The sequence below is a fragment of the Streptomyces ureilyticus genome (assembly GCF_011045025.1).
In the GTDB taxonomy this organism is placed as follows: Bacteria; Actinomycetota; Actinomycetes; order Streptomycetales; family Streptomycetaceae; genus Streptomyces; species Streptomyces ureilyticus.
Genome location: NZ_JAAKZX010000111.1, coordinates 19,404 through 31,330, shown reverse-complemented (window position 1 = coordinate 31,330; position 11,927 = coordinate 19,404). Strand labels below are relative to the sequence as shown.

General features: G+C 69.1%; 14 protein-coding genes. 8 read left to right on the top strand and 6 right to left on the bottom strand.

What is annotated here, in order from left to right:
- Positions 1 to 30 precede the first annotated feature (30 nt).
- Positions 31 to 474, top strand: coding sequence for an NUDIX domain-containing protein (locus tag G6048_RS28975; RefSeq protein WP_165342546.1), 444 nt, complete (start codon positions 31 to 33; stop codon positions 472 to 474).
- A gap of 145 nt (positions 475 to 619) precedes the next feature.
- Positions 620 to 1,147 (top strand): GNAT family N-acetyltransferase, encoded by a 528-nt coding sequence (locus tag G6048_RS28970; protein WP_165342545.1) that lies wholly within the window; start codon positions 620 to 622, stop codon positions 1,145 to 1,147.
- Positions 1,148 to 1,446: 299 nt separating this feature from the next.
- On the opposite strand, the gene G6048_RS28965 is transcribed toward G6048_RS28970, so the two are convergent.
- Positions 1,447 to 1,623, bottom strand: coding sequence for a hypothetical protein (locus tag G6048_RS28965; RefSeq protein WP_165342544.1), 177 nt, complete (start codon positions 1,621 to 1,623; stop codon positions 1,447 to 1,449).
- A gap of 231 nt (positions 1,624 to 1,854) precedes the next feature.
- On the opposite strand from G6048_RS28965, the gene G6048_RS28960 reads away from it, so the two are divergent.
- The gene (locus tag G6048_RS28960; RefSeq protein WP_165342543.1) at positions 1,855 to 2,493 is read left to right on the top strand and encodes a hypothetical protein; all 639 of its coding nucleotides are present in this window, start codon (positions 1,855 to 1,857) and stop codon (positions 2,491 to 2,493) included.
- A gap of 260 nt (positions 2,494 to 2,753) precedes the next feature.
- Here the strand turns inward: G6048_RS28960 and G6048_RS28955 are convergent, their stop codons facing one another.
- Positions 2,754 to 3,050, bottom strand: coding sequence for a GntR family transcriptional regulator (locus G6048_RS28955; RefSeq protein WP_235990452.1), 297 nt, complete (start codon positions 3,048 to 3,050; stop codon positions 2,754 to 2,756).
- 158 nt (positions 3,051 to 3,208) lie between these two features.
- Here G6048_RS28955 and G6048_RS28950 point away from each other — a divergent pair, with 158 nt between their 5' ends.
- Positions 3,209 to 3,556, top strand: a complete 348-nt coding sequence (locus tag G6048_RS28950) for a hypothetical protein (protein WP_165342542.1) — start codon at positions 3,209 to 3,211, stop codon at positions 3,554 to 3,556.
- Entirely contained in the window at positions 3,556 to 3,912 is a 357-nt protein-coding gene (locus tag G6048_RS28945) for a hypothetical protein (protein ID WP_165342541.1), read from the top strand. Before G6048_RS28950 ends, G6048_RS28945 begins: the two co-directional genes overlap by 1 nt.
- Positions 3,913 to 4,126: 214 nt before the next feature.
- On the opposite strand, the gene G6048_RS28940 is transcribed toward G6048_RS28945, so the two are convergent.
- Positions 4,127 to 4,774 carry a DUF4352 domain-containing protein gene (locus tag G6048_RS28940; RefSeq protein WP_165342524.1) on the bottom strand — a complete coding sequence of 216 codons (648 nt, stop codon included), beginning with the start codon at positions 4,772 to 4,774 and terminating at the stop codon, positions 4,127 to 4,129.
- A gap of 491 nt (positions 4,775 to 5,265) precedes the next feature.
- On the bottom strand, positions 5,266 to 5,892 hold the full coding sequence (locus G6048_RS28935; RefSeq protein WP_165342540.1) for a COG1361 family protein: 627 nt from the start codon (positions 5,890 to 5,892) through the stop codon (positions 5,266 to 5,268).
- A 201-nt stretch (positions 5,893 to 6,093) separates the two neighbouring features.
- Between G6048_RS28935 and G6048_RS28930 the strand changes: the two genes are divergently transcribed.
- Entirely contained in the window at positions 6,094 to 6,429 is a 336-nt protein-coding gene (locus tag G6048_RS28930; RefSeq protein ID WP_165342523.1) for a hypothetical protein, read from the top strand.
- Here the strand turns inward: G6048_RS28930 and G6048_RS28925 are convergent.
- Positions 6,387 to 7,808 (bottom strand): ATP-binding protein, encoded by a 1,422-nt coding sequence (locus tag G6048_RS28925; protein WP_165342539.1) that lies wholly within the window; start codon positions 7,806 to 7,808, stop codon positions 6,387 to 6,389. The genes G6048_RS28930 and G6048_RS28925 overlap by 43 nt on opposite strands.
- A gap of 216 nt (positions 7,809 to 8,024) precedes the next feature.
- On the opposite strand from G6048_RS28925, the gene G6048_RS28920 reads away from it, so the two are divergent.
- On the top strand, positions 8,025 to 8,477 hold the full coding sequence (locus G6048_RS28920; protein ID WP_165342538.1) for an iron chaperone: 453 nt from the start codon (positions 8,025 to 8,027) through the stop codon (positions 8,475 to 8,477).
- Positions 8,478 to 8,510: 33 nt separating this feature from the next.
- Here the strand turns inward: G6048_RS28920 and G6048_RS28915 are convergent, their stop codons facing one another.
- On the bottom strand, positions 8,511 to 11,312 hold the full coding sequence (locus G6048_RS28915) for an ATP-binding protein (RefSeq protein WP_165342537.1): 2,802 nt from the start codon (positions 11,310 to 11,312) through the stop codon (positions 8,511 to 8,513).
- Positions 11,313 to 11,463: 151 nt separating this feature from the next.
- Here G6048_RS28915 and G6048_RS28910 point away from each other — a divergent pair, with 151 nt between their 5' ends.
- On the top strand, positions 11,464 to 11,925 hold the full coding sequence (locus G6048_RS28910) for a pyridoxamine 5'-phosphate oxidase family protein (protein WP_165342536.1): 462 nt from the start codon (positions 11,464 to 11,466) through the stop codon (positions 11,923 to 11,925).
- Positions 11,926 to 11,927: the final 2 nt, after the last annotated feature.

Sequence of the window (11,927 nt, the reverse complement as noted above, 5' to 3'; positions counted from 1 at the left end):
AGAGGTGTATAAGAGACAGCCCTCGGATCCATGACCGTGTTGGTCGCCGCCGTCATCGTCCACGACAAAGCCGCCAACCGCGTCGTCCTCCTCCAGCGTGGCCCGGACGCCAAGTTCGCCCAGGGCATGTGGGACCTCCCCGTCGGCAAGAGCGAACCCGGCGAGCCCATCACCGAAACCGCGGTGCGGGAGCTGTACGAGGAGACGGGCCTGACCGTGAAGCCCGAGTCCCTGACGGTCGCCCACGTGATCCACCGTGCCTGGGGCGTCGAAGCGCCCAACGGTTTCCTCACCGTGGTCTTCGCCGCCCACGAATGGACCGGCGAACCCGAGAACCGCGAACCGCACAAGCACGCGCAGGTGTGCTGGGTCGACGCCGATGCGATCCCGAAGGAGTTCGTGGCCACGACCGCCAGCGCTCTCCACTGCTATCTGCGGGGTGGCCCTCAGGTGTCGCTCGACGGGTGGACGTAGCCGGGGGCTCAACAGCAGCCGGTGTCGAGCGAGGTCCGGACCGGGCGGGCAGTGCCGCTAATTCGGTTGAATACGAAGATCAGCCCGTGCTACCTCTGGCGGGTTCGCGAAAGCTGATCGCAGAGCATCCGAAGGGCTGGCCGACATGGTGCTCGGGGACACGGTGAAGCTGCGGCCGATGGAGCCGTCGGACGCTGAGGCTCTGTGGCGGTGGAACCACGACCCTGACGTCATGCGCTGGATGGACGACGGTTACGCCCAGCCGCTGGCCCAGGTCCAGAAGCGGATGGAGGAGCGGCCGCGCAATGCGTACGGCGACGTGCTCTTCGGGGTCGAGGTGCTCTCCGACGCACAGCTCATCGGCCTGGTCCGACTGCGCGACGCCGAGCCGGAGACCGGATGCGCCGAGCTCGACATCTACCTCGGTGAGAAGGAGTACTGGGGACGCGGCTACGCCACCGACGCCATGCGGACGATCTGCCGCTACGGCCTCGAGAAGATGCGCCTACACAAGATCACGCTGACTGTGGTCACCGAGAACCACGCCGCCTACCGCGTTTACCAGAAGGTCGGCTTCGTCGAGGAAGGCAGGCTGCGTCAGGTCTTCCGACGCGATGGCCAGTGGTACGACATGTTCACCATGGGCCTGCTGGAAGGCGAGCTCCGCTCCTGAACTTGGATGCGGGCTATCGGCACGATTGAGGCCAGCCGTCCATGCCCCGGCCGGGGTCGGGCTCGTGCGCGGGCCACGGATCTGATCTGGAGCTTCGGCGCGTTTCGGGGCTCCGGTGATCGGTAGCTGGCCCGCTGCTGGCCCGAAGGGCGTACGACCAAGGCGTGGAGAGGCCCCGGCCGGATCGGCGTGCGGCGGGGCCTGACTGCGTTCATGGGGTCAGGTGTGCGCTTGGACGATGAGTGTGCCGATCTTCCGCCTGCCGGGCGGAGCCGCAAGCACCTCTGCCCGCGCGTCCGTTAGCCGTTCTCCTTCAGCATCCGTTCCCACGTCTCGGGCTCGAAGTCCCAGCGCTTGACGACGAGCGGGTCCTCGTTGGCGTCGCGCGGGGTGTACGAGGCCTGGCAGCCGTAGCACCCTCGTGCGGCTCCCCCTCGGAGGGTCGGCGCGTGCCGTCTTCGTGCGTACGGCGCCACACGTTGTGCGCCCGTCGGCCGATCCGCAGCCGGAGTATCCGGCCGGGGCAGCGCGGGCACCGCTTCACCGTCCGCCAGCGCTCGACCTCGCTCGCCCCGTGGGCCCGTCGCCGGGGCGGGCCCTCACCGTTTCGACTCAGGTTCGTAACAGGAACCAACGATTCCCTTCACATCATGCACACATCGGATAACGTCACCCATCTCACGCAACACCGCACCATGGGGGGATCCATGAGCCAGCAATACCCGCAGGAGCCCGGGTACGGGCCACCGCAGCAGCCGACCCAATGGGGTGCGCCCCACCAGCAGCCGCAGCCGGGCTGGGGTGCCCCGCCGCCGCAGCCCCCGAAGAAGTCCAGCACGGGGAAGGTCATCGGCATTGGATGCGCCGGCGTGGTCGGGCTCTTCGTCATCATCGGCATCTTCGGCGCTGCACTCAGCGGCGGCTCCGACGACAGCAGTAAGGGCAGCACGGTCAGCTCCGAGCCCAGCGCCAAGGACGAGCCCGCCGCCAAGGACGAGCCCGCCGCAGAAACCCCGGCTGAAGACACACCCGCCGAGGACGCCCCAGAGGAGAAAGCGCCGGCCAAGAGCCAGGCCGACCAGTTCAAAGACTGCGTTGCGAAGAGCGGCACGGCAACGGAGAAGTCGGCCGTCAAGCACGTCACGAAGGTGACCGGCGCGGACGAGCAGAACGACATCCTCGACGCGGCCGAGGTGTTCACGGACTACACCGGCGGGCTGGTGGGCCCACACGCGTCGGACGGGAAGCTGATCGCGTCGGCGTTCGCCTCGTGCTACGAGTCGGAGAATGGGTTGGTGACGGTGTACGACAAGTCGGGTGAGATCTTGTCGAACGGCAACTTCTGATCCGACGCTGCCGACCCGGCTCGCGCCTGTGCGCGGCCGGGCCTCCGCATGCTCGCCGGAAGATCACCAACTCCCCATCCGGGCCACCACGCATCCCATGCCCGCCTGCCCGGCGTGCTGCCCCCGCTGTCGTCGTTGCGGGGCAGGGAGGGGCAGGAGAGGGGAGGCTGAACCGCTCGAGAAGGAGTGGGGCGGTCGGTCGCCGAGCAGCTGACGGTACGGGGTGACTCACGCCGAAGAGGCCGCGCGATGCGGCCCCTTCAGGCGTTCGGGTCGCCCTCTTCGGGAGTGTCGCTGGTCGGCTGCTCCACGACGAAGGAGCCCTTCCCGCGCACAGTGACGATCAGCCCGCGCTCGCGGAGTTCCTGTGCGGCCCGTCGTGCCGTGAGTCGGGCCACGCCGTACTCGTCGGCGAGGTGGTTCTCCGAGGGGATGGGCCTGTCCGGCGCCAGTTCGCCGGACGCGATTTTCCCGGCGATGACGTCGGCCAGCTGTACGTAGAGCGGTCTCGCGCTCATCGGGTCCAGGGCGGCGTTCGGCTCTGCCTTATCGCTCATACGTCCAACGTAGAGCGGCAGTGATCTGCACGGTCGGGTTGATCCCTCTGTACTTGTATACAGAGGGCTGCATCCCAGTGTAGCTTCGAAATGACAAAACCCCGGCGAGGTGGCCAGACCTCCCGGGGCACGGCCAACGCTGACATAGGAGCGTCGACATGCACGACCTTATCCGCCGCACCCTCGAATGGCTGCGACTCCTCTTCGCCCCGGGCACGGGCAAGCGGCGCCGCCGTCCCCACCGGCACCCTCACTTCTGCGTCCACTTCACCGTCGTACGCCGTCCCTCCTCTCCCGAACCCCCGAGCCTTCCGCGCCACCGCTCCCCGTACGGTCTCGTCACTCCCCTCGACGGTGCCGATTCCGCCCTCGTACGCCCCTACCTCACCGCCCACGAACCTGAAGCCGCCCTCCAGGCGCGCCGTCGCCTCGCACTCGTTCTCGCCGCCGACTTCGGGATCGACCTCGACCGGCACCTGATCGGCGCGCAGGAGGTGGCCGCCTGATGAAGCACACCACCGACCCCGCGACGACCTCCAACTCCCCCCGCCTGCTGCCCTGGCCGTCCCTCGACGGCAACCCTTGCTACCTGGTGACGGACAGCGGCGGCGGGTACGTCTCCCGCCTCGCCGACGACCTGGAAACCGTGCAGCTCAACATGGGCGCCGACGTACTCGGCCTCGCCCGCACGGTGCTGGACGACCCCACGTCGCCGTACACCGAGGTCCGCTACGCGGGACTCCGGCTCGCCGAGTGCCTGACCGACGCCCTGCGTGTCGCCGAGTCCAGAGGACTGCGCCTGCCTCCACCGGACACCGGAGGCGTCGAGGAGGCCGAGGCGGCCGAACGCAGCACGGCGTAACGGGACCGAGACCCGGCGGCGTCCATGGAAGACCCTGGTGGCCCGTCCTCCCCGGCCAGGTGGCTGGTCGCGAAAATGTGACACCTACCCCTATCACTGTCACATTCTCGCGACCGCCTACCCGAGAGCCCGCAGCGTCGAGCGGAGCGCCCGAACTGCCCTCGGAATTCGTCCACAGCAGCTGGTCGGCTAGCCGGGGCCAACCCACACCCGGCTACTTCACGTTCCCTGCGAAGATCGCCGTCTCAGACTCAAACGAAGGCGCCATCTCGACCTGCAGATACTCCTCGCCCTTCGGGACCTCGCACGCCACCTTCGCCGTCATCGTCCGGCCCGGCCGAAGATGCGTCGTCGGCATCCCCTCCAGCCCTCGGTCCTCGTCGTAGATCTCCTCGCCCTCCGTGGCCTCATCCCCGTACTGGCACAAGAAGTATGCGTCTGCGAGATTCATCGTCGACTCCGAGCCGTTCACGATCTTCACCGTGAAGGAGACGTACGGCGCGCTCTCAGGCGACCCGTACTCCGTCGACACCCCCCGCGCGTAGCCGGACAGCGTGACCTCGACGCCGTCCTCGTACTCCACACCGTCCGTCAACCCAAGGATCTCCGGCTCCGTGGTCTCCGGCGTCTGCTCCGGTTCCTCGGCGGCGGTGATCGTCTCGTCGGACAGCGTTGACTCGGCGCTGGCGGCGCTGCCCGCATCTGCCTTGTCGTCCCGGGAGTTCGCCACGACGACACCGGTGGCGACGATCGCGGCGATGACGGCTGCAGCGGAGCCGATGACGATCGCGTTGGTGTGGCTCTTCTTCGACGGTGCTGGTGGCGGGAAGCCGGGCATGGGTGGTGGCGTGCTGTCGGTCATGGTCCCCCCAAGGACGTGGTGTGCAGGAGGGCATCATGCGTCCTCATGTGTGCTACGTGGAGGAGATGTGTCCGTGTTGTGACCAGAAATGAGTGAAGGTCCCTGATCCTGCTGGACGACGCGTGAAGGACCGCTATGACCGCATAGGGGATGTGGTGTGCTGGCTGTGACTTGCTTGTTCGTGTAGAGGGTGGCCAGGCCCTCGTGAGGCACGCAGGGGGCGTCGTCTGCAGATCGCCCAGGGCGCTCCTGCGGGCCGCTTCAGTCTTCCAGTTGAGGGCGTTCGTCATCCGCAGGAGGCCGAGCAGGACGAGCAGCACCTGAGTGACGACGCTGACGATCGCGATGTTCTTCGCGGCGTTGGCGATGATCAGCGTGATGGGTCCGCCAGACACCCACGCGCATCAGATCCTGAACTTCTCGACCCGTAGGGCCTTCTCCGAGTCATCCGTGGGTGGGACTGACGCGGGGCGCCCGAGGAGGGGACTGCCCTACTTTCCGTCGTCGTGCCTACGAGCGATCGAGCGAGCTGCCGACTGGATCCCCTGTAGGGCCTTTCTGATTTCCTGGACCTGCTTCTCGATCGATCGGGATGACGTGACTCGCGTTTCGCCTTGCATCAGGGCCACGTCAAGATCATAGGTGTCCTCGTATGACTGTTTCCTGTCGGTCGACTCATACGTGATCGTGACCCTCAATTGATCAGGCACGTCTTCCCAGTTGACGAACACGTCATCCTCGCCAGCTCTGCCGCTGAAGTAGACGTTCTTTAGTTCAGTCTCTGGAGTCAGCGTCGGGATCACGCGACCGTACCGTTCCTTGAGGTACGGAATGACGCTGCGCTCGGCCTTCTCAGGGTTCGGATCAGGGATCTCGGGCGTGAACGTCACCCGTACGTTCTTGGCAACGGACGGCCCATAGTTGCGTACAACCAGGTACAGCGTCGCATGGGCCGGATAGGCGTCTCGGAACTCTGCGGCCACCATGGGCCGGCTCCGGTTGACGCTGTCCGCACGGGTCTGCCTGAGGGTGCGAACGCCATTGATGCTGGCGAACCATGCGGCTCCAGCACCGCCGACTGCCGCGCCGGAGCTGATCCATGCTGGCCAATTGGTCATGGTGCTCGCATTCTTCTCGTACCAGGGCGCTTGGTGTGCCGTTGCTCCTGTGGATACGCGGTTTTTAACCGCACGGTTCCGCTTTTGGTTGTCCGTGGATTTTCACGACGGAGCCATGGCCCACCTCTCCGGCCGCTACTCCACTCGGCCGTTGGGTATGACGAGGTCGCATGGTCGGCCAGCTGTACGTAGAGCGGCCTCATGCTCATCGCGTCCGGGGTGGCGTTCGGCTCTGCCTTGTCGCTGGACGACCCCACGTCGCCGTACACCGAGGCCCGCTACGCAGGCCTCCGGCTCGCCGAGTGCCTGACCGACGCCCTGCGCGTCGCCGAGTCCCGCGGAATGCGCCTGCCCGCGCCGGACACCGAGCACGCCCACGTGCACCGCGACGAGCAGCCGAGAAGTACACCGGAGACCGCCTCCGGCTCCCGTTCCGGCTGGCCGCGACCGTGCTGGCCTGCCGGAACGGATCGCGCAACAGCTCGGCTGCTGAGTCAGGCCATCTGCCAGGCGCTGAGCAGTTCCCCAGGGCCGTAGACCGCCTGTAGTCCGGAGCACTGGACGCCGCTGCGGGATGCTACGGCCAGAGGAACGGGTTCGTCGGTCAGTGCGGCTCGGTGTTTGTGGAGGGCGGCGAGGTCGTGGCTGTCGAAGGGGGCCTGTTCGAGCCATTTGATGGAACCGAGGAAGAGTAGCTGCTTGGCGACCGGTGCGCGGTCGGCGCCGACGAGGTCGATTTCGACGTCGTTGCTACGGGTCCAGTAGGCGCCGATCGCCGGGGCGGCCGACAGGCCCTGGTCAGGCAGGAGCCGGGCGAGGCTGTCGCGGACGAGAGGTTCGATGGCGCGTCCTCGCCAGGCGGTCCATTGCTCGCGGATGCGGGCCAGGGTCAGATCGCCGCGCATGCGCTCGATCTCGGCCATGTGCGGGTCGAGGAAGGCGAGCCAGAAGCGCAGGTAGGGGTCGGCCACGCGGTAGCGCCGCTCCTTGGACGGGCGTGTTGAGAGGGGCAGTTCGGCGGCGACCACGCGCTTGGTGGTCAGGAGTTCCGTGGCGCGGGTGAGCGTGGTGTGGGCGATGCCGCCGGCGGCACGGGCGATGTTGGTGAAGGTTCGTTCGCCGGTGCCGATGGCTTTGAGGACTTCCAGGCCCATGGCCTGGGGTGGGAACTCGGCCGCGAGGGAACGCTCGGCCGAGACCAGCAATGCGGAAATCGGGTTCGACAGGGACGTACCGAGGAAGTCCCACATCGAGCCGCTCTGCGGCCACTCGCGGCAGATCAGCGGCAGCCCGCCGGTGACCAGTGCGGCGTCGAAGGCTTCGGCCGGTTCCAGGTCGAGCATCTCGGCGAGGTCCGCGGGGTTGAGGGGACCCAGGACCATCTCCCGGCCGCGTTGGTGGAAGGGCCGGTCGTAGTCGTTGAGCGCCTCCATCATCGACAGGTCCGAGCCGATGAGCAGGAAGAGCACCGACTTACGGCTGAGGAGGCGGTCCCAGGCCCGCTGCAACAAGCCCTCGAAAGCGTCGACCCGGTCCATGAGGTACGGCACCTCGTCGATCACGACCACACTCGGCCGGTCATCGGGAAGGATCTCCGCGAGCAGTCGGAAGGCGGCGTTCCACTGCTGGGGTGCTTCTTCGGCGAAGAGGTCGCGCTCGGGCAGGGTGGAGGTGGAGACGGCGTCGAGCAGTTCCGCGAGTTCGTCCTCGGCGGAGCCGCCGGCGGCCGTGAAGAACACCCCCGGTGCTTCGCTCCGCCGGATGAACTCCTCGACCAGACTGGACTTTCCCACGCGTCGCCGTCCGCGCATGAGGATGCACTGGCCGGGTCGGGGGGAGCCGATTGCCGCACCTACTGAGCTCAGCGTCTCGCTCAGTACGCGTAGCTCGCGTTTGCGTCCAATGAAGCGTTGCAAGACGAGCCCCTTGTAGCCGCGGAGATAGTTACATACGAGATACTATCTCGAGCGCTACTATCCCTCACGCGGTGAATGGTCCCGGTATCCGTAGTCGATTCCGTGGTCAGCACGGATGTCGCCCGTACCCCGGTCGGGACAAGCTGTGAGCACAGCGGCAGGGCGGGCTCGACAGGGCACACCGGCCGATCGTGACTCACGACCACAGGAGTGATCATGGCCAGCGCCAAGGACAGCTCGTACGAGGGATTCACGGTCGAGGAGCGGGCCGCGATGAAGGATCACGCTCAGGAGCAGAAGAAGGCGGCGCGGCGCGGGTCGCGTGCGGACAAGGCGGCGGAGGTGGAGCGGGACGTGCTCGCGAAGATCGCGGAGATGCCGGACTCGGACCGGATCATCGCCGAGCGCGTCCACGCCGTTGTCAAGGCCAACGCCCCGGTCCTCGCGCCGAAGCTCTGGTACGGGATGCCCGCCTACGCACTGGACGGCAAGGTCGTCTGCTTCTTCCAGAGCGCGGCGAAGTTCAAGTCGCGTTACGCCACCCTCGGGTTCAACGACCCGGCGAAGCTGGACGAGGGCACCATGTGGCCGACCGCTTTCGCCCTGACCGAGGTGACGGACGAGGCGGAAGCGCGGATCGCCGCACTGGTCAAGCAGGCGGTGAGCTGAAGGCGCACACGGAGGAGGCGCACACAGCGGCGGTTATCCGACGGCCTTGGGCGCCAGACCGAGGCCGGCCAGCGCGGCCATTCCGGCGGTGGCATGCTCGCCGCCCGCGAGCAGCAGCGTGCGCGCCGACTGGTAGGGGCAGCCGGCCGCGTCGAACGCCGCGGCGGCGGCGACCTGGCGCGGCACGTCGCCGTCCAACAGTGCCTCCGCGCGGTCCAGTTGGGCGGTGGCGACCGGGTTGCCGGTGACCACGGCGCGCGCGGCGTCGATGCGGGCCCGGGCGTCCGGGTGCCGGGCGAGTACCGCCGTCTCCGCGCGGAGCGCCACGTACCAGTGGTGCCAGATCCAGCACACCCACTTCCACACCTCGTCCGGCTTCGGCGTGACCCGCTCCAGCGCGGCGTCCACGTCCCCGTGGTGGAGCAGGACCATGGCGTCGAGGACCGCACCGTAGCCAAGACGGTGCTGCTCCACCGCCGTGTCCGCCTGATCGACGATCGCGAGCCAGTCCGCCCGGGCGTCGTGGTCGCCGCGCAAGCCGTGGATCATGGCCACCGACGCGGCCGCGGCGCCGAGGGACAGCGAGCGCGGGCGGCCGCTGTGCTTCCACGCGTCGAGGAACCTCACGCTGCGGGTGAGTACTTCCTCGGCATGGCCGGCGAACGCGTCCGCGGTCAGGAGCCAGGACGTGGCGTGGTGGCCCGCCTCGGCCAGCTGGGGGTGGTCGGCGAGCTGCCTGCCCCACCGTCGGGCCTCCGGCAGCTCACCCACACCGAGGGCGGTTCCGGCGGCCATGGCGAGGGCGTCCATCAACTCGTGCGTACGGGCGGGAGTCGGCGGTACGGAAGCCAGGAGGTCGATACGGCGCCGGGCGAGCCCTGCCACGGCGAAGGCGTCACCGGCCCAGCTCAGGGCGCCGGAGAGCGCGTCTAGGGCGGCCGACTCCGCCACCGGGTCGCCGGTGCGCCGGGCGAGAGCGACGGCCTGTTCGGCTCGCGCGACCGTCTCCTCGACGGTGTTGTCCGCGTCTCCCTGAATCGCGCCGTACGCGTCCGTGACCACCGCCGCCTCGGCCAGCGCGACAGCCGCCTCGGCGGCAAGGTCGTCAGCGCCGGACAGTTCTCGCGCCTCCGCGAGCATGGCGGTCACCTCGTCCACGGGGGGAATCCGCGTGAACGAGGTGGAGAAGCGGTACGCGACGGTGGCGGCGGCCGCCAGTTCGCGGGCGGCACCGGCGCCGCCCCCGGCCCGGCGGGCGGCCTCCGCGGCGGCACGGTGCAGTCGGAACATGTCGCCGCCGAGCCTGCGGCACCCGGCCACCGAGGCGGCGTGGCGCAGCGCGGCGGCGGCAGCGGCCGCGTCTTCGGCGAGCCGGGCCGCCTGCTCGTACCGCTGCTGGGCCTCGCCGAGCAGATTGCGAGTGAACGTCAACTCGGCTAGGGACAAGGCCAGTTGACACGCTTTCCCGCGCCGCTCCGGCTGTTCGGCGGCCCAGCTGAGAGCGGCCCTGAGGTCGTCCGCCAGAGCGTCGAACCGGGCGCGCCAGTCCGCGCCGTCGGCCTTCAGGAGTCCGGTCGCGCCGGCCAGGCACCACTCCACGTGGCGGGACCGGACGTCGGTCAGCTCACCGGCCTCGGCGAGCCGCTCCGTCCCGTACTGGCGGATGGTCTCCAACGGCTGGTAACGGGTGCCGTCCGCGGCCGGTGTCACGGCGAGCAGGCTCTGTTCGGCAAGCCTGCCAAGCCCGTCCGTGACCGCGGCCGGATCCAGCGGGGCGAACCCGGCCACCGCGCCGGCCGCCTCCGCGGTGAACGGCACGGCGAAGGCCGACACTCGGCGCAGCAGCGCCTGATCCTCCGGCTGAAGCAGGTCATGGCTCCAGTCGAGGACCGCCCGCACCGACCGGTGTCTGTCGTCGGCGCGGGCCCCGCCGGTGAGGATCCGCAGCTGGTCGGAGAGACCGGCCGTGAGGCCGTCGAGGCCGAGCGTGGACCATCGCGCCGCCGCCAGCTCGATCGCCAGCGCCATGCCGCCGAGCCGTTCGCAGACGGCCACGACCCCTTCGCGCACCGCCGGAGGCGGCGGCTGGCCGACCGCCGCCGCCCGGTCCATGAACAGCGCCACCGCCTCCGACGCGTCGCCACCGGCCCGCGACAGCGGCGGGACCGGGAAGACCCGCTCGTACGGCACCATCAGCCGGGCCCGGCTCGTCACGAGCACCCGCACCCGCGGACAGGCCGTCAACAGCCGTTCCAGAAACGACGCGACCCCGTCGCGTACCTGCTCGCAGTTGTCCAGCACCAGTAGCGCCCGGTGATCCGCCAGCGTGGCCACCACCGCGTCGTCGACGCCACGCCCGGGCTGCTCGCCCACGCCCACGGCCGCCGCGACGGCCGCCCCCACCCGTTCCGGATCGGTGACCGGGACCAGGTCGACGAACCACACCCCGTCGGCGAAGTCGCCGGCCACTTCCGCCGCCACCGCCAGCGTGAGTCGGGTCTTGCCGACCCCGCCCGGACCGACCGCGGTCACCTGCCGGTGAGTCTTCACCGCCTCGGCCAACTCGCCCCGCTCGCGCGCCCGGCCGACGAACGGCGTCAGCCGCACCGGGAGAGCGGGTGCCGACCGCGAGCGCTCGGCGTGGGCGGACTCGGCCGCGCGCCGGGAAAGCGCCCGCCGATCCGGCACCTCCAGCTTGCGCAGCAGCGAGGAGACGTGCGACTCAACGGTACGTACGGAGATGAACAGCTGCGCGGCGATCTCCGCGTTGCTGAGGTGCTCCCCGAGCAGCGCGAGTACTTCGGCTTCCCGGGCGGAGATCACTGGAGTGGACACCGGGTCATTATCCGTGGCGGTCTGTCCGGCTGTCCGCGGCGTTCGGTCCGTCTATCCGTGGCGGTTTCCGTGGTCAGCACGGAGGTGGACCGCTTACGGACCGGGAGAGGCTGTGGCCACAGGGATCGTGACCCCGACTACAGGAGTGACCATGACCGTGGTGCACGCCGACCCCCGCTCCCGTGCCCAGCGCCGCCGTGACACCGAGGACCGGCTCACCCGCGACGACGACGTCTGGGTGGCCAGTGCCTCGGCGGACGGCGCGCCATACCTCGTACCGCTGTCCCACGACTGGGACGGTGAGGCTCTGCTGGTGGCCACCCCCGCCAAGAGCCCGACCGGCAGGAACCTGGCCGCCACCGGGACCGCTCGGCTCGCGCTGGGCCACACCCGCGACGTGTCCATGATCGACGGTGACGTCGAGGTCCTCGAGATCGACGAGCTGCCGCAGCAGCGGGCCGACCGCTTCGCCGCCCGCACCGGCTTCGACCCGCGCCAACTGACCACGCCGTACCGCTGGTTCCGTATCACCCCGCGCCGCATCCAGGCCTGGCGCGAGGAGAACGAGCTGCGCGACCGCGAGTTGATGCGCGACGGCCGCTGGCTGGTCTGAAG